This is a genomic window from Novosphingobium sp. PC22D, from assembly GCF_002556635.1.
In the GTDB taxonomy this organism is placed as follows: Bacteria; Pseudomonadota; Alphaproteobacteria; order Sphingomonadales; family Sphingomonadaceae; genus Novosphingobium.
In genome coordinates this window covers 1-16,894 of the sequence record NZ_MWMO01000005.1, presented here as the reverse complement: position 1 = coordinate 16,894, position 16,894 = coordinate 1, and the positions used below count along the sequence as shown (strand labels likewise).

At 66.8% G+C, this 16,894-nt stretch carries 12 protein-coding genes; 4 read left to right on the top strand and 8 right to left on the bottom strand.

Going from position 1 to position 16,894, the window contains the following annotated elements; translation table 11 throughout:
• Nucleotides 1–27 precede the first annotated feature (27 nt).
• Genes glgC through glgX form a run of 3 tightly spaced genes read left to right on the top strand, consistent with a single transcriptional unit; the run spans nt 28 to nt 4,551 of the window.
• On the top strand, nt 28–1,293 hold the full coding sequence (glgC, locus tag B2G71_RS09795; protein WP_098105594.1) for a glucose-1-phosphate adenylyltransferase: 1,266 nt from the start codon (nt 28–30) through the stop codon (nt 1,291–1,293).
• A 4-nt stretch (nt 1,294–1,297) separates the two neighbouring features.
• Complete coding sequence (gene glgA / locus B2G71_RS09790; RefSeq protein WP_240530088.1) at nt 1,298–2,740, top strand: glycogen synthase GlgA; 1,443 nt, start codon at nt 1,298–1,300, stop codon at nt 2,738–2,740.
• The gene (glgX, locus tag B2G71_RS09785; RefSeq protein WP_098105592.1) at nt 2,737–4,551 is read left to right on the top strand and encodes a glycogen debranching protein GlgX; all 1,815 of its coding nucleotides are present in this window, start codon (nt 2,737–2,739) and stop codon (nt 4,549–4,551) included. The genes glgA and glgX overlap by 4 nt, the downstream gene beginning before the upstream one ends.
• Nucleotides 4,552–4,577: 26 nt before the next feature.
• On the opposite strand, the gene B2G71_RS09780 is transcribed toward glgX, so the two are convergent.
• The 8 genes from B2G71_RS09780 to B2G71_RS23725 form a co-directional block, all read right to left on the bottom strand.
• Nucleotides 4,578–6,005 (bottom strand): FAD-dependent oxidoreductase, encoded by a 1,428-nt coding sequence (locus B2G71_RS09780; RefSeq protein ID WP_098105591.1) that lies wholly within the window; start codon nt 6,003–6,005, stop codon nt 4,578–4,580.
• On the bottom strand, nt 6,002–6,475 hold the full coding sequence (locus B2G71_RS09775; RefSeq protein ID WP_098105590.1) for a (2Fe-2S)-binding protein: 474 nt from the start codon (nt 6,473–6,475) through the stop codon (nt 6,002–6,004). The genes B2G71_RS09780 and B2G71_RS09775 overlap by 4 nt, the downstream gene beginning before the upstream one ends.
• Nucleotides 6,472–7,401, bottom strand: a complete 930-nt coding sequence (locus B2G71_RS09770; protein ID WP_098105589.1) for an SUMF1/EgtB/PvdO family nonheme iron enzyme — start codon at nt 7,399–7,401, stop codon at nt 6,472–6,474. Before B2G71_RS09770 ends, B2G71_RS09775 begins: the two co-directional genes overlap by 4 nt.
• On the bottom strand, nt 7,401–9,593 hold the full coding sequence (locus B2G71_RS09765; protein ID WP_098105588.1) for a molybdopterin cofactor-binding domain-containing protein: 2,193 nt from the start codon (nt 9,591–9,593) through the stop codon (nt 7,401–7,403). The genes B2G71_RS09770 and B2G71_RS09765 overlap by 1 nt, the downstream gene beginning before the upstream one ends.
• Nucleotides 9,590–9,970, bottom strand: coding sequence for a cytochrome c family protein (locus B2G71_RS09760; protein WP_240530087.1), 381 nt, complete (start codon nt 9,968–9,970; stop codon nt 9,590–9,592). Before B2G71_RS09760 ends, B2G71_RS09765 begins: the two co-directional genes overlap by 4 nt.
• Nucleotides 9,971–10,225: 255 nt before the next feature.
• Entirely contained in the window at nt 10,226–12,205 is a 1,980-nt protein-coding gene (locus tag B2G71_RS09755; RefSeq protein WP_098105587.1) for a tetratricopeptide repeat-containing sulfotransferase family protein, read from the bottom strand.
• Between the two features lie 84 nt (nt 12,206–12,289).
• Nucleotides 12,290–14,926 carry a TonB-dependent receptor gene (locus B2G71_RS09750; protein ID WP_098105586.1) on the bottom strand — a complete coding sequence of 879 codons (2,637 nt, stop codon included), beginning with the start codon at nt 14,924–14,926 and terminating at the stop codon, nt 12,290–12,292.
• A 425-nt stretch (nt 14,927–15,351) separates the two neighbouring features.
• Nucleotides 15,352–15,684 (bottom strand): hypothetical protein, encoded by a 333-nt coding sequence (locus tag B2G71_RS23725; protein ID WP_168176324.1) that lies wholly within the window; start codon nt 15,682–15,684, stop codon nt 15,352–15,354.
• Between B2G71_RS23725 and B2G71_RS09745 the strand changes: the two genes are divergently transcribed.
• Nucleotides 15,679–16,722, top strand: coding sequence for an LLM class flavin-dependent oxidoreductase (locus B2G71_RS09745; protein WP_240530086.1), 1,044 nt, complete (start codon nt 15,679–15,681; stop codon nt 16,720–16,722). The two genes, B2G71_RS23725 and B2G71_RS09745, sit on opposite strands and share 6 nt — an antisense overlap.
• The last annotated feature ends 172 nt before the right edge of the window (nt 16,723–16,894 follow it).

Below are 16,894 nucleotides of genomic sequence, written 5' to 3'. Positions count from 1 at the left end.
GGCCTACAGTTTTGGAGAGGGCGGGATATGAGGAGACCGAGCGGACAACCCTTGGCGCGCGACGCCATGGCCTATGTGCTGGCCGGAGGACGCGGCAGCCGGCTCAAGGAGCTGACCGACAATCGCGCGAAGCCCGCGGTCTATTTCGGCGGCAAGGCGCGGATCATCGACTTCGCGCTGTCGAACGCGATCAATTCGGGCATTCGCCGCATTGGCGTGGCCACGCAGTACAAGGCGCATAGCCTCATCCGCCACATGCAGCGGGCGTGGAACTTCATGCGGCCCGAGCGCAACGAGAGCTTCGATATCCTGCCCGCCAGCCAGCGCGTTTCGGAAACGCAGTGGTACGAGGGCACCGCCGACGCGGTCTACCAGAACATCGACATCATCGCCGCGCACGGGCCGGAATACATGGTCATCCTCGCGGGCGACCACGTCTACAAGATGGACTACGAGTTGATGTTGCAGGAGCACGTCAACTCGGGCGCCGACGTCACCGTCGGCTGCCTCGTCGTCCCGCGCATGGAAGCGACGGCCTTCGGGGTCATGCACGTCGACGAGAAGGACTGTATCACCGCCTTCGTGGAGAAGCCGGCCGACCCTCCGGGGATTCCCGGCGAGCCCGACATGGCGCTGGCCTCCATGGGCATCTACGTATTCAAGACCTCGGTGCTGTTCGATCAGCTCCATCGCGATGCGGCCGACCCGAACTCGACGCGTGATTTCGGCGGCGACATCATTCCGTGGATGGTCAAGCACGGCAAGGCGCAGGCGCACCGCTTCACCGCAAGCTGTATCCGCGCGGCCGAGGAGATCGAGGAATACTGGCGCGACGCGGGGACCGTCGATGCCTATTTCGAGGCCAATCTCGACCTCACCGATACCGTGCCAAAGCTCGACATGTACGACCGCGATTGGCCGATCTGGTCCGACGCGGTCGTCGCCGCGCCCGCCAAGTTCGTCCACGACGAGGATGGGCGCAGGGGCATGGCGATATCCTCGCTGGTGTCGAACGACTGCATCGTCTCGGGATCGACCGTGCACCGCTCGCTGTTGATGACCGGGGTGAAGATGGGCAGCTACTCGCGCGCCAGCGAGGCGGTGATCCTGCCCCACTGCAACATCGGGCGCGGCGCGCAGCTTTCGCGCGTGATTATCGATTCGGGCGTGCGCATTCCCGAAGGGCTCGTCGTCGGCGAGGACCCCGAACTCGACGCGAAGCGTTTCCGGCGGACCGACAAGGGCGTATGCCTCATCACCAAGCAGATGATCGATCGCCTCGCAGAGCAGTGATACGTTGAAAGTCCTGTCCGTAGCCTCCGAGGCCGTTCCCCTGGTCAAGACCGGGGGACTGGCCGATGTCGTCGGCGCCCTTCCGGCCGCGCTCGCCGACGAGGGCGTCGAGGTCACCACGCTGCTGCCCGGCTACCCGGCGGTGATGCAGGCGACCAAGCGCGCGAGAGTGCTTCACGCTTGGGACTCGCTGCTGGGCGAGCCGGCGCGGCTGCTTTCGCGCACGCTTGAGGGGACGCGGCTGCTGGTGCTCGATGCGCCGGGGCTCTACCAGCGCGACGGCGGCCTCTATGCCGATCCCTCCGGGACGGACTGGTCGGACAACTGGCGCCGTTTCTGCGCTCTCGCCCGCGCGGCGGCCGATGTCGCGGGCGGCGTCGGTCCGAAGGGGGCCGGCTTCGATCTGGTCCACACGCACGACTGGCAGTCGGCGATGACCAGCGCGTACTTGCGCTATGCCCCGCTTTCGGACCGCCCGGTGCCGTCGGTGCTGACGATCCACAACATGGCCTTCCAGGGCTGGTTCGGCGCCGAAGTGTTTCCCCGGATCGGCCTGCCGCGAGCGGCCTGGTCGATCGACGGGGTCGAGAATCACGGCGGCGTCGGCATGCTCAAGGCGGGGCTCGCCACGGCCTCGGCGGTGACTACGGTGAGCCCGACTTACGCCGCCGAGATCCGCAGTCCCGAATTCGGCATGGGGCTCGACGGGCTGATCCGGGCGCGCGGGCATGACGTTTCGGGGATTCTCAACGGCATCGACACCGCCTTGTGGAACCCGCAGACCGATCGCGCGCTGCGGCAGCGCTACACCGTGCGCACGCTCGCGCGGCGGCAGGGCAACAAGCGCGCGCTCGAGGCCGAGTTCGGCCTCGAGCCGGGCGATGGCCCGCTGTTCATCGTGATCAGCCGGCTCACCTGGCAAAAGGGCATGGACGTCTTGCTCGAATGCCTCGACCATCTTGTCGGGATTGGCGGGCGGCTGGCGTTGCTCGGCTCGGGCGATGCGGCGATCGAGGAGGGCTTCCACGAAGCCGCCGCGCGCTACCCGGGCCGCGTCGCGGTGCGCATCGGCTATGACGAAGAGTTGTCGCACCGCATGCAGGGCGGCGGTGACGCCATCCTCGTGCCTTCGCGGTTCGAGCCTTGCGGGCTCACCCAACTCTACGGTCTTGCCTATGGCTGCGTACCGGTGGTGGCGCGGACCGGCGGGCTGGCCGATACGGTGATCGACGCCAATCCCGCCGCGCTGATGGCGGGCGTGGCGACGGGCGTGCAGCACGAGCCGGTGGGCTACCACACCCTCTCGAGCGCGCTGTCGCGCACCGTCGCGCTCTTCTCCCGGCCAGAGGTCTGGCGGCAGATCCAGAGCAACGGCATGGCTGCCGATTTCTCGTGGGGCGCGAGCGGGAGGGCCTATGCCGCGCTCTATCGCTCGCTGCTCGCATGACGCGGCTGGGCGCACAGGTCGAGGGCGGGGTCACTCGCTTCAAGGCGCGCGCGCCGCTCGCCGAGGCCCTCTGGCTGTGCCTTTTCGAAAGCAATCGCGAAACGCGCCATCGCATGTGCCGCAACGGCGAGGACTGGGTGCTCGAAATGCCGGGCGATCTGCGCGGCGCGCGCTACGGCTATCGCGCCGAGGGGGAATGGGCGCCCGAACAGGGTCGCTGGTTTGATCCGGCCAAGCTTCTGGTCGATCCCTATGCGGTCGAACTCGACCGGCGCTTCGTCCAGAGCCCGCGCTTGGCGGTGTTCGGCGAGGACACCGCCGACATCGTTCCGCGCGCGATCGTTCCCGCGCCGGGAGGCGAGGTGCCCGCCGGGCCGCCGCGCTTCGCTCCGGGCGGGCTCGTCTACGAACTCAACGTGCGCGGCTTCACCATGCTCCATCCCGAGGTGCCGGAGGGCCTGCGCGGCACTGTCGCGGCGCTGGCGCAGCCGGCGATGATTGCGCATCTGCGCAAGCTCAAGGTCAGTGCCGTCGAACTCATGCCCGTGGTCGCCTGGATCGACGAGCGCCACTTGCCGCGGCTCGGGCTGGCCAATGCCTGGGGCTACAATCCGGTCGCGATGATGGCGCTCGATCCGGGCCTGTGTCCGGGCGGCGTCGCCGAGCTGCGCGAAACCGTGGCGGCGCTCCACGCCGAAGGCATCGGCGTCATCCTCGACGTGGTGTTCAACCACAGCGGTGAGAGCGACACGCTGGGCGGGGTGCTCTCGCTGCGCGGGCTTGACGACGCGGCCTATGCGCGCGCACCGGACGGAGCGCTGATCAACGATACCGGATGCGGCAACACGCTCGACTTCGCGCAGCCCACGGTGCGGCGGCTGGCGCTCGATGCCATGCGCCATTTCGTTGCCTGCTGCGGCATCGACGGCTTCCGTTTCGACCTCGCGCCGGTTCTCGCGCGCGGTCCGGGTTTCACCGCGGACGCGCCGATCTTCGCCGAGATCGCCGCTGACCCGGTCCTTGCCGACCGGGTCTTGATCGCCGAGCCCTGGGATATCGGTCCGGGCGGCTACCAGCTCGGGCAATTCCCGGAGAACTGGCTCGAATGGAACGACCGCTTTCGCGACGACGCGCGCCGGTTCTGGCGCGGCGACGGGCGGGCCGCGGACCTGGCAACGCGGATCGCGGGCTCCGCCGACCTGTTCGGCAAGGCGTGCAGCCGCTCGGTCAATTTCCTCGCCGCGCATGACGGCTTCGCCCTTGCCGACACCGTCTCCTATCGCGATCGCCACAACTGGGCGAACGGCGAGGAGAACCGCGACGGGCATGGCGACAACCACTCGTGGAATTGCGGCGTGGAAGGGCCGAGCGACGATCCCGGCGTGCGCGCGGCCCGATCCGCGTACTTGCGCGCCATGCTCGGCACGCTGTTCGCCTCCACGGGCACGATCATGCTCACGGCGGGCGACGAGTTCGCGCGCAGCCAGCAGGGCAACAACAACGCCTATTGCCAGGACAACGCGATCGGGTGGGTCGACTGGGCCGCGCGCGACGAGGCGCTTGAGGCCCATGTCTGCGATCTGTCGGCGCGGCGCGCGGCGGCGATCGCCGAGGATCGCGTGGCCTTCCTCACGTTCCCCGAAGAGGGCATATGGACGGGCCTCGACGGCGAGCCATTGGCTGGCGCCGACTGGGAGGATCACACGCTATCGGCCTTCGCCTGGGAGCCTCCTGCCGACGTCCCGTCGCGCTACGGGTTTCGCGTCGATCGCGGCGCACCTCGCGCCGACCTCCTCCCGCCTCTCTCCTGACGAGCGGCCCGCGCGGCCCCACGCAGTCAGGGATCGATGATTTCGAGCGCCGCGCGTTCGCCCGAATCGAGCGCGCCTTCCATGCCCCGGTTGACGAGCGCGGTGTGCTCTCCGCAGAAATGGATGCGGCCATGCGCCTTGCCGACTTCGCGGGCCAGCGTCGTGGGCTGGCCGGGCTTCCAAACGACCCAGTCGCCCAGCGAGAATTCGTCCTTCTGCCACGACTTGAAGCCGGCGACGCGGACCTTGCCCTCGGCGGCCGGGCGCAGCCGCACGAGTTCGGCGAGCACGTGCTCGCGCGCGGCCTCCTCGTCGAGCGCATCGACGCGCTCGGCGGTGGTGCCGCGAGCCCAGGCGGTCAGGCTGGTGATCTGCTTGGGGTCTTCGCCGCCGCGGATCGAGGAAAGCACGCCGAGATCGGTATCGGTCCACATGTCGGGAGCGATGCCGTCGGCTTCCCAGAACGGCTCGGTTACTTCGAAGTGGGTCTGGGTGATCTTCATGTGCGGCACTTCGGCCACGGCCTTGGCCTGGAGCGGCGGCAGCGGCGGATCGAACGCGACGTTCGCCATCGTCGCGAGCGGTATCGAGCAGATCACGTGCCCGGCGGTGATGCGCGTGCCGTCCGCGCAGTGCACTTCGGCGCCCGCGCTCGACGTCTTGATGGCGACGACCTTCTTTCTGAAGACGATCTCGTTCTGCAACGAGTTCGCGAGCGCCTCGGGCAGGCGCGAGTTGCCGCCAAGCACCGACCATTCGGCTCCGCCGGCGGCCTGCTGGGCCTTGAAGAAGTTGGCGACGAACAGCCAGTTGAGCAGGCTGACGCCCGACGCATGCTCACCGTAGGCCGGGTTCACGTCATGCGCGAGACGGATCTCGGCCGGGGAAAAGCCGCGCTCGCTCAGGAACTGCTGCATCGAGATGTCGAGTTCGGCGTTCGCCGGATCGCACCAGCCGTCGGACGTGGTGATCGGGTTGAACTTGCCCGTCTCCATCCAGCAGAGCGCCGCAGGCGGAACCGCGCGGCGGTCGCCCGCGAAGGGATTGGACGGAGCGTCCTTCCATTCGGCGAGAGTCATCGTCCGGCCGCCGATGTGGAGCACGGCGGGCGATGCTTTCGGCCGCTCGACCCCGTTGATCAGCGGCAGTTCGAAACGATGGGCGAGATCGAGCGCCCGGCCATACGCGGAAAGCATCGAGTTGGCTCCCGCCTCGGGGCTGCCGTTCACGTCGTCGAGCGAGAGCACGCGTCCGCCCACGCGATTGCGGCCCTCGATCACCATGACCTGGCTGCCCACGCTTTCGAGCAGCGAGGCGGCGTAGAGCCCGCTCAGCCCCGCGCCGATCACCAGCACGTCGACCTCGGGCATCGACCGGGCCATGGCCGCGGTGCGCACCAGCGGCAGCAGCGCGCCGGCGGCGGTACCGGCGAGAAACGTGCGCCTCTTCATCATGCCTGCGCTCCCTTCGCCTTGGCCGCGCGGTGGATCGCCCGCCGCAGCCGGGGATAGGTGCCGCAGCGGCAGACATTGGTGATCTGATCGTCGATGTCGGCGTCGGTCGGGTTCGGCGTGGTTTCGAGCATCGCCGCGACGGCCATGATCATGCCGGGTTGGCAATAGCCGCATTGCGGCACCTGCTCCTCGATCCAGGCTTGCTGGATCGCACCGGGCGTCCCCTCCGGTCCCTCTGCCAGCCCCTCGATCGTGGTCACCGCCATGTCGCCGACATCGGAGACCGCCACCGAGCAACTGCGCACCGCCATGCCGTCGACATGGACCGTGCACGAACCGCACACGCCCACGCCGCAGCCGAACTTGGTGCCCTTGAGCTTCAACCGATCGCGCAGCACCCAGAGCAGCGGCGTGTCGGGCGCGACGTCGACGGTCCGCTCGCGGCCGTTGACCTTCAGGGAAATCGTCATTTCAGGTCCCTCGCAACGCGCACGCCGAACAATTGGCTGACCAGCGTCACCGGATCGCGGCCCCGGAACGTCGGGTGCGCGCGAGAATAGGTGGTACCCCAACTCGATCCGCGCGCGCCGCGTCGGTCACAGCCCTTCTCGAGCTGCGGCTTGCCATTGGTCGGGCCATCCTCGGGATAGGGCATGGCGTAACAGTCCTCGACCCAGGTCCAGACGTTGCCGACCATGTCGCGCACGCCGAAGGCGTTGGGGGCGAAGCTGCCCGCCGGAGCGAGACCGGGATAGCCATCCGAGCACTCGGTCGGTTCGCCGGTGACGATCATCGCTTTCGGTCCAGAGGCATCGAGCAGGTTCGCGTTCTCGCAGGCGCCTTCGGGATCGTCGCCCCAGGTGAAGCGGGTCATGGTCCCGGCGCGCGCCACGTATTCCCATTCGGCCTCGCTCAGCAGGCGGTAGGGCTCGCCGGTCGTGCTGGCGAGCCAATCCACGTAGGCTTTCGCATCGTTCCAGTCGATGCACACGACGGGTTCGCCGGGTTCGGGTTCGCGGCCGATCGCGGGATTTTGCCAGTTCGAGCCCTCGATCTCGACATACGTGCCCTCACGGGGCACCCAGCAGCCCGTCGCGGCTTCGTATCCGGTATCGTCGACGAACTTGGCGAACTGCGCGTACGTTACCGGTGTCACGCCGACCGCGAAGCTGTAGTCGATCGTGACGTGATGCACCGGCCCTTCGTAGCGGCCGGGCTCGCCGCCATCGGCGCCCATATCGAATTCGCCGGGCGCGATCACGACCATCTCGGGCAGTCCCTCGCCGTCGACGAAGGTCGTGCCAGGTGTCGGGGCCGCGTCGGCGGCATGACTTGTGCCCGAGGCGATCAACGTTGCGCCGACCGCGGCAGGCACGAGAAACTTGAATGAACGCATCACAGGGCGACCTCGAATCCGGCATCGACAATGGGAAGTTTGCGCACGCGCTTGCCGGTGGCGGCGAAGATCGCGCCGGTCAGCGCCGGAGCCACGGCGGGCACGCCGGTTTCGCCGACCCCGCCGAGCGGCGCGCCGCTCTCGATCAGATGGACCTCGATCGCCGGTGCCGAGCGCAGCAGCACGACCGGATAGTCCGCGAAACTGGACTGTTCGACGACGCCCTCCTTGACGGTGATCTTGCCGAACAACGCGGCCGAAAGTCCGAAGACGATGCCGCCCTCGATCTGCGCGACGACGTTGTCGGGATCGATCATCTGGCCGCAGTCGAAAGTGCAGACGATGCGCTTGACCTCGAGCGTGGTGTCGGTGACTTCCACCTCGATCGCCTGGGCGCACCGTGCGTTCCATCCGCTCGTCAACGCGCAGCCCATGCCGCGGCCCGGCTTCATTTCCTTGCCCCATCCCGACTTCTCCGCAAGCAGATCGAGCGCGGCGAGCGAGCGCGGGTCGGCGATGGAGAGCGCGCGGCGGTATTCCAGCGGATCGCGCTTCTGCATGGCCGCGAGTTCGTCGATGGCGGATTCGAAGAAGAACCCGTTCTGCGAGGCCGAGACCGAGCGCCAGTACCCGGTGCGCAGCGGCGCCTCGATCTCGACCGCCTCGGCCTTGCGCAAGGCGATCGGATAGGTGCTGGAGACGAGTTCGCCGACCATGCCGAAGTCGGCGATGCCGGGGCGACGAAATGGTGCGGTGGTCATCAGCGGCTGACCGGCAATGCGCCCGTGCATGGCCGCGATCGCGCCGTCTTCGGCAAGTCCCGCGCGGATGCGCGCGGCAAAGGCCGGCCGATAGTAATCGTGGCGGGTGTCCTCCTGACGGCTCCACACCATCATCACCGGGCGTCCCGGCATCGCCGCCGCGAGCTTGACCGATTCGACAAGGAAATCGCGCTCGTTCTTTCGTCCGAAACCGCCGCCGAGGAAGGTGCGGTTCACCTTGACAGACGCGGCGGGAATGCCGGTGGCCTGCTCGATGTCGGGCGGGATGGCGTCGGCGGCCTGGGTCGGCGCCCAGATCTCGCAGGCGCCGTTTTCCACCTTCGCCGTGGCGCAGAGCGGCTCCATCGTCGCGTGGGCGAGATAGGGCACCTCGTAGACCGCCTCGAAGGTGGCATCCGAAGCCGCCAGGCCGGCTTCGATCTCTTCGCTGGAGGCGCCCATGTCGAACTTGCCGTCGGTGAAGCCGACCGGGAACGGAAGCAGGCCTTCGCCCGGCGCATCGAGTGCGGCGAGAATGGTTTCGCGAACCCTGTCGCCGTCCATGAGCGGCACGGTGTCGACGTCGAGTTCGATCGTGTCGGCGGCCTTCTGCGCCTGCCAGTAGCTGTCGGCGATGACGCCGACGGCATTGTCCACCTGCACGACCTTGTGCACGCCCGGCATGGCTGTCGCCGCATCGGCGTTGAAGCCGAGCAGCCTGGCGCCGGCGACCGGCACGTGAACGATCGCGGCGTAGAGCAGGCCCGGCAGGTCCAGGTCCATGCCGAAGCCCGCCGAACCCATCACTTTCGCCGCGATGTCCTTTCGCGGGAAATCCTTGCCGATGAGCCTGAACGCGCTCGGGTCCTTGAGCGCGACCGTCCCGGGCACGGGCAGGGCGGCCGCCTCGGCCGCGACGTCGCCATAGCGCAGCATGGTCCGGCCGTCGGGATGGAGCAGCATGCCCTCGCGCGTGGTGATCTTCGCCGGCTCGATCGACCAGCGCTGCGCCGCGGCCGCCACCAGCATGGCCCGCGCGGTCGCTCCGACCTTGCGCAAAGCATCGTAGTAGCTGGTTATGCCGTCGCTGTTCGCGCTGCGCTGGCGCTTGTTGACGGGACTGAGATAGTCCGGGGCGTAACCCGAAAGAGTGACTTTGACGTTCGCCCAGTCCGCGTCGAGTTCCTCGGCGACGATCTTGGGCATGCCGTTCGCCACGCCTTGCCCCATTTCGGCGCCGGGCGTGACGATGACGACCTCGCCGCCCGGCGCGATCGAGACGAAGGCATTGAGCGTCGCGCCCTCGCCGGCCTTCGCCACCCGGGCGCGGGCGCCTGCTCCGGTCGCGAGCCCGAGCACGAGCCCTCCCAGCAGCACCTCGCGGCGGGCGAGGCCGCCGGCCAGCCGGTCGGGAGACTTCGGAGATGTCATTTCAGCGATTTCAGATAGGCGATGATATCGGCCCGCCGGGCGGGATCGGCGATGCCCCCGAACACCATCTTGGTGCCCGGTACCAGGCCGCTCGGCTTCTGAAGGAACTTGGCGAGGTGCGCGTCGTCCCAGCGGAACGCCTCTTCCGCCATCGACTTGGAATAGGTGAAGTCGGGGCGGGTTGCGACCTTGGCGCCGTAGATCCCGAAAAGCGACGGGCCGACCTTCTCGGGCGCATCGGCGGTCGTTGCGTGGCATGCGGCGCATTGCATGAACAGGATCTTGCCCTTTGCCGGGTTCGGTTCCACCTGCGCAGTCACAGGCGCGGCAAGAATCATCAGCAAGCCGAAGAAGGCTGCCGATCTGGAACTCGTCATCTACTCAGTCTCCGAACTTCTGGAGGAATCCCCGTGCGAGCCGCGCGGACTCCCATCGCCGGCCAAAGCTTCGACCGCCGCGTGTCCCGAAGAAAGAAGAAGTATGCCGATGTTCGCAGGCCAGATAACGAGGGCCGGCATCTTGAGCCTTGCGAGGGTCTCGTTTCGCGCGGGCGGCGCGCCCGAAGGCCTTCCCGGCGGCGCTGCCCCGGGAGGCACGATCATGCCCGGATGGGCGTCGAGACCCGAGGGGATCTAGGCGGCGAGGCCCGCGACGAGCTCGCCCAGCCAGGGCTCGAACGGTCGCCAGGCTCCCTGACCCGCCCGGCTGATCGGACGGCGCACCTGTTCTGAGCTGGCCGTGCGCACCGCCCGGTCGGTTTGGTGAAAGTTCAGGCAGCGTTCCTCGAAGGGGAGGTCGAGATAGTCGAGCATCCGGCGGACCTGGCCCTCGAGGTCGTCCAGCACGTCCTCATGCTGCACGCGCAGGACCTTGCCGGGCAGCACCGCGTCCCAATGCGCCATGAGATCGACATAGTCGCGATAGTAGCGGCCAATCTCGGTGAGTCCGTAGGTGAATTCCTGACCCTCGGCAAAGAGCTGCTTGAAGCCGGAGAAGCAGCAATCCATCGGGTCGCGGCGCGCGTCGATGATCTTCGCATTGGGCAGGATCAGGTGAATGAGGCCGACGTGACGGAAGTTGTTCGGCATCTTGTCGATGAACAACGGCGCGTCCTGGCGATGGATGCGGGTGCTGTCGATATAGTGACGGCCCAACTTTTCGCACTGCTCCGCTTCCAGTTCGCGCAACACGTCGGGATAGCGCGATTCCCCGGCCTTGCGGCCGCGCAGGCGGTGCGCGATGGCGAGCATGTCGGGCAGTTCGAGCGTGCCGTCGATCCGGCTGTGCGAGGCGAGAATCTGTTCGAGCAGCGTCGAGCCGGCGCGCGGCAGGCCGACGATGAAGATCGGATCGGGCGCAGAGCAGCCCATGCCGGCCTTCGCGGCGAACAGCTCACGCGTGCAGACCGCCTTCTGGCGTGCAAGCTCGGCGCTCATCCTGTCGGCGTCGTAGCCGCTCTGTTCGCGCTTCAGCCGGTTGCCTTCCTCGTAGCGGGCGAAGGCCTCCTCGTATTCGCCGCGCGCCTCGCACGCGCTTGCGAGCGCGAAGAGGATGTGGACGCGGTCCATGAAGGCGAGATCGCCGCGTGCCAGCTCGCCCCGCATCGCCGCGACTTCCGCGTCGTCGAAGCGATAGGTCTTGAGGTTGGCGAGGGCGTACCAGGTGTCGCCGTGCGCGGGGGCGGCGGCCAGTGCCGCGCGATAGGACGCGATGGCGTCGTCGGTGCGTCCGGCGGTCTTGAGCGCATGGCCGCGCGAGGTGAGCGTTGCCGAGTCGTTGGGCAGCCTTTCGAGCACTTGGTCGAACAGGGCGAAGGCGCGCTCGTAATCGCCGGTCTGCATCGATTCGATGGCGAGGTGCGACTGGAAGAGCGGGCTCTGTGGGTCGCGCGCATGGAGCGCTTCGGCCTCGTCACGGGCCTTGGCGAACTTCTGCCGTGCGCGCAGGATCTGGATGTAGTCGAGCCGTAGCTGGATATTGTCGGGCTCGAACGCGACGGCGCTTTCCAGCAGGAACTCGGCATCGTCGAGCACGCCCAGGCGGCGGCCGATCTCGGCGAGCAGGCGCATCGCCTCGACGTCGCGGGGGTTGGCCCGCAGGTAGTGGCGGCAGATTTCCTCGGCGCGCAGCGGGCGGCCTTCATGGAGGTGATGGGTCACCGCGACCAGTTCGCGCGGCAGGGCTCGCAGCCGGTCCGCCTGGCCGCGAGAGGCGGCGGCTTCGGCTGACCGGCCCGCCGTATCGAGCAAGTCCGCCTGGGCACGCCAGCTCGCCTCCAGCGCGGGGTTGTAGCGGCAGGCGCGGGCATAGGCGGCGAGCGCCTCGTCCGGGCGGCCGCGGTCGCGCGCGAGGTGGCCGATCTCCTGCCAGCCGCGCCCGAACTCGGGGACGGCCGATCGCAGCCGCGCGAGATAGCCGTCGGCCGCGTCGAAGTCGCGAAGGTAGCGGCTGGCGACGGCGGCGAGATAGAGCGCGTCGGATTGCGCGGGATCGCCGGCGAGCGCGTCGCGCGCGATGGCCGCCGCCTCGGCAAAGCGGCCCTCCCTGAGCGCGGCTTCGCCTGCGCGGAGATCGCCGGCAGGCGGCGTCGTGGTGTCATCGGCGCGGTTCATCGTGGCATCGTCTCTGCCAGCAACGCGATGCGACCGGCAAGGCCGCAGCCCTGCCGGTCGCCGATTTTCACGCGTGCTGCGGCGTCAGTAGTTGAAGCCGAAGCGCAGACCGACCGTCAGCGGACGATTGGTCGTGATCCGGGCGCGATCATAGTAGAAGCTGCCCGCGATCTCGGCGCGCGTATCGGTGAGGTTCTCGCCGAAGATCTCGGCCGACCACATGTCGGCCTTCACCCCCGCCGTCATCGAGAAGGTCGTGTAGCTGTCGAGCTTCAGCTTGTTGATCTCGATGATGTCGGTGTACTTCGAGGCCGAGTGCGTCACTTGCGGCATGATGTGCGCGGTGAGTTCGTCGGTCAGGTCCCACTCGTAGCGCACGCGCAGGTTGCCCTGGAATTCGGGTGCGTAGGCGAGCGGTTCGCCCTTCACCACGTCATCGGTCGGGGTCAGGACCTCGGTGATCTTGGTGTCGAGGAACGAGACCGCGCCCGCCACGGTCAGGCCGGGCAGCGAGTAGGGCGCATAGGTGAAATCGCTCTCGAGCCCGTAGATCCGCGCATCGGCCGCATTGTCCGAGAAGAACAGGTTGGTGATGCTGGGATCGAAGATCGTGGTCTGAAGCCGGCTGATGTCGACGTAGAACGCGCTGCCGTTGAAGCGGAGCTGGCGGTCGAACAGCTCGGTCTTCCAGCCCAGTTCGTAGTTCTTCACCTCGTCGGTATCGAGTTCGAACGGCACGGTGAAGCCGTTGGGGCCGAGCGCGCCGCCGGGACGGTTGAGCAGGCCAGGGCGGAAGCCCTCCGAATAGGTCGCGTAGACCATGATGTCTTCGGTCGGCGTCAGCGTGACCGTGCCCTTGAAGATCGTGCCGCTGGTCTTGGCCTTGTCCGGCGCGGAGAGCGCGTTGAAGACTTGCGCCGCCTGGGCTTCGCTGAGGCCCGCGGCCATGATGTCCGCGATCGTGTCGCCTTGCGAGAAGGTCTGGCGCAGATCGGAATTGCACGATCCGATGAAGGTGAACTGCCCATCCCCGTCATAGAGATCCGAGATGTTGGTGCCGAAGGCGTTGGCGTCCTGCGCCGCGCCGGCGTTGCAGAACGAGGAATTGGCCGTGCCCTCGAAGTCCACTTCGACGTCGTAGTAGCGCGCGCCCAACGTCACCGTCAGCAGGTCGGGCACGACGTCGAAGCTCGCCTCGCCGAAGATGCCGAACTGCCTGTCGGTGCGCTTCACGTCGTTGCGGAAGATGGTGCCGGCCGGAAACGGTCCGGGATCGCTCGCATAGACGCCGGGGAACGGGTAGTTCGGCGCGAAGCCGCCGAACGGCGCCGCGGCGATGCTGCCCGGATAGACGTAGTCGTTGCGTTCCTTGAGCGTGAGGTCCGAATAGAACCCGCCGACGGTGGCGCGGATGCGCTCCTGCTCAGGCGTGTTGACGCGCAGTTCCTGCGTGAAGACCTCGGTGCCGCCGCTCGACGTCACGTAGAGGTTGGGCGCCTGGCAAGTGCCTGAAGGCGCGGCATCGCCCGGATAGGAAACCGAGCCGTCGCAGATGTAGTACGGCAGATACTGTCCGGCGAAGAGGTAGTCGGTGTAGTCGATCCGCTGCTGGGTTTCACGGTCGGTGTAGGCGCCGGTGTAGACCACGTCGAGCATCGCGAGGCGGCCTTCGACGGTCCAGGCGGTGTTCGAGAAATCATCCTCGAGCCGGTCGTCCTCGAAGCGCTGGATTTCCAGCTTGTCGAGATCGAGTTCGGGGTCGGCGAAGAACACGCCGTCCGATTCGACGCTCTGGCGCATGTGCGAGACGGTGATCGTCCAGTCGGGCGTCACTTCGTAGAGCGCGCTGACGCGAAAGCCCGTGTACTGCGTGTCGTTGAAGTTCTTCTCGACGAGCCCGGCGTTGTCGGCGGCGAGGAAGTTGACGCCCGACAAGTCGGAGGTCGACTGGAACCCGGCGCGGCCGGGGCTGACCGGAACGCCGTTCGCGCGCACCGTGCCGGCGGGGCGGAACCGCGCGCTCTCGGCGGCGGTGCGGGTGCCCGCGACGTTGTCGATGTAGCCGCCCTGGTCGTCCAGGAAGACGACGCCGCGCAGCGCGAAGCTGTCGGTGACCGGCACGTTGAGCGTGAGTTCGCCCTTGTAGCTGGTCTCGCCGCCCTTGGTGAACGAGACCTCGCCCTTGCCCTTCGCGGCGAAGCCGGAAAGGCTCGGCTTGTTGGTGATCAGGCGCACGACGCCCGCCTGGCTGCTCGCGCCGAACAGCGTGCCCTGCGGACCGCCGAGAACCTCGATACGCTCCAGGTCGGCAGCGTAGACGTCGAGGTTGCGGCCCGGCTGCGCCAGCGGCTGTTCGTCGAGGTACATCGCGACGTTGGGCGCGAGACCGGCGACCCCGGCGGTGGTGAGGTTCGGCGTCGTCGAGGCGAGGCCGCGGATGTAGATGGTCGACTGGCCCGGGCCCGAGCCGCCCGCGGTCACGCTGGGAAGCTGGTCGAGGTAGTCACTGAAGGTGTCGACACCGAGGCTGTCGAGTTCCTGCTCGCCCAGCGCGTTTAGCGAGACGGCGACGTCCTGCAGGCTCTCGCTGCGCTTGGTGGCGGTGACGATGATTTCCTGAAGGCCGCCCTGGCGGTCCGCGGGCGCCTCCTGCGCCAGGGCAGGCGTGGCGATGGCCAGCGCCAGCATACTCACGGAGGTGCCCCGGAGGAATCTGGTCATGATGGTGTTCCCTCTGTTTTTTCTCAAGATCCTGCGCGGGCGAGGCGGACGGCCGCTGCATCCCAAGCATGCCGGACGGGGAGCGACGTACGTGCTCGAGGTGCAACAGTATGCTTGGTGATGAACGGACGTTTCCTCGCCCGCGGAGGCCCGTAGATAACGAATCTATGACCTGTCACCTGACAAATTGGTGACTGGCTAAAGAATCGATTCACCGTTGCAAAAAAACAACATCAGCAATGTTCTGCGGTAATGCTGTGAGGATGGAGGCGTTTGGCGCTTATCGTTTGTCGCTCTAGTAAATTTTAACTTATTATAAATTCTTCATGAAATTGCATATTCTAAGTAAATATATTTAATTTTATTGATGATACTTAATTTTAAACGATGGTCGGGTCGTCCCAGGCAAGTTGATGGACGTGGTTTCAACTTGCGGAATGGGTGTTGTCGCGGTCGTGCGGATCGGCGCGCGCCGATGCGATCCCCGTGCGGCCTGCGACGGCCCGTCGGCGAAGCCGGATCTCCGGGCTGCCTTTCGGGTCCCGTTCCATCCTTCCATAATCGCTGCTTGACTTTGGCACGATCAAGGTGACAAAAGCGTGTCCGATTGAGCCGGAATGGCGATCTTTGTCGAATTTTCGGCCAATATAAAACGAATCGGGTGCTTTGCTGTACAGATGCCCGGAAAGAGTGCCGGCAAGCCGGAGAGGAGCAGGAAAATGCGCGTAGGATTGCACCTTGGTTTTCAGAACATGCACGGTCTTCCCGATGTCGAGACCTTCATGCGCGAGACGAACTTCGCGGTGGAGGCGGAGGCGATGGGATTCGACTTCGTCGGCCCGGTCGAGCACCATTTCACCGACTACGCGGCCTGTCCCGACCCGTTCCAGATGCTGGCCTACGTCGCCGCCAAGACCAAGAGCATCGAACTGATCACCGCGGCGGTGATCCTTCCCTGGAACAATCCCCTGCGCGTCGCCGAACAGTTCATTGAGCTCGACATCCTGTCCGGAGGCCGCCTGATCGCGGGGATGGGCCGAGGCGCGGCCCGGCGCGAGTTCCGCTCATTCGGTGTCGACCTCGCCGACTCGCGCGAGCAGTTCGACGAGGCTTGCGCGCTGGTGATGGAAGCGATCGAGACCGGCATCTTCGAGGCCGACACGAAGTGGTACAAGGTGCCGCGCACCGAGCTGCGCCCACGCCCCTTCAAGTCGTTCAAGGATCGCACGGTCATGGTTTCGATGTCGCCGTCGTCGGTCGAGGTCGCGGCGGACTACGGTCTCAAGACCTTGCGCTTCAGCCAGGGCGACTGGCGCAAGGCGATTCCCGAGATCGAGCACTATCGCGCCACCTTCCTCGAAAAGCACGCCAGGAAGGCGCCGCCGTTCATCATCTCGGACTTCATGATCTGCTTCGACGACCGGAGCCGCGTGGCCGACTGCACCGACCGCTATTTCGGTCCGATGTTCCAGACCGTGGCCGAGCATTACGAGTTCATGAGCCCGCACTTCAAGGAGCTGCCGTCCTACGCGACCTATGCCTACATGGGCGATGCCGCCAAGGCCGCGGGCGGCGCCGACAAGGCCTACAAGGACTACATCGGCGGAAACATGATCGGTACGCCCGAACAGCTCATCGAACATCACCAGCTCCGCCAGTCGATGGTCGGCGACTACGAGATGCTGTGCAACTTCAGCTTCGGCGGCATGCCCTACGAACTGGTCTACGAGCAGGCCAAGCTCTTCGCCGACAAGGTCATGCCGCACATCAAAGCCTCGGCGCCCGAAATGGCCTGACCCCCTGGGGGGAGGCGCGCAAGGCGGCGGGGCCGGCTGGACATCGGTCGCGCGCGCCTGCCGGGTACCGTTCCTTGGCCCGGTATCCATAGCTAGTCGTCCGTGAACAATGCGATTTTGGCTCTGGGACGGCGCAGGGCCATTCGCGGCGGGCTGTGGCGAGCTGTTGTGG

Excerpts from the sequence above, each read along its gene's own strand:
- glgC (WP_098105594.1), top strand. The coding sequence starts at position 28 with ATGAGGAGACCGAGCGGACAACCCTTGGCGCGCGACGCCATGGCCTAT.
- glgX (WP_098105592.1), top strand. The coding sequence starts at position 2,737 with ATGACGCGGCTGGGCGCACAGGTCGAGGGCGGGGTCACTCGCTTCAAG.
- B2G71_RS09780 (WP_098105591.1), bottom strand. The coding sequence starts at position 6,005 with ATGATGAAGAGGCGCACGTTTCTCGCCGGTACCGCCGCCGGCGCGCTG.
- B2G71_RS09775 (WP_098105590.1), bottom strand. The coding sequence starts at position 6,475 with ATGACGATTTCCCTGAAGGTCAACGGCCGCGAGCGGACCGTCGACGTC.
- B2G71_RS09770 (WP_098105589.1), bottom strand. The coding sequence starts at position 7,401 with ATGCGTTCATTCAAGTTTCTCGTGCCTGCCGCGGTCGGCGCAACGTTG.
- B2G71_RS09765 (WP_098105588.1), bottom strand. The coding sequence starts at position 9,593 with ATGACATCTCCGAAGTCTCCCGACCGGCTGGCCGGCGGCCTCGCCCGC.
- B2G71_RS09760 (WP_240530087.1), bottom strand. The coding sequence starts at position 9,970 with ATGACGAGTTCCAGATCGGCAGCCTTCTTCGGCTTGCTGATGATTCTT.
- B2G71_RS09755 (WP_098105587.1), bottom strand. The coding sequence starts at position 12,205 with ATGAACCGCGCCGATGACACCACGACGCCGCCTGCCGGCGATCTCCGC.
- B2G71_RS09750 (WP_098105586.1), bottom strand. The coding sequence starts at position 14,926 with ATGACCAGATTCCTCCGGGGCACCTCCGTGAGTATGCTGGCGCTGGCC.
- B2G71_RS09745 (WP_240530086.1), top strand. The coding sequence starts at position 15,679 with ATGCACGGTCTTCCCGATGTCGAGACCTTCATGCGCGAGACGAACTTC.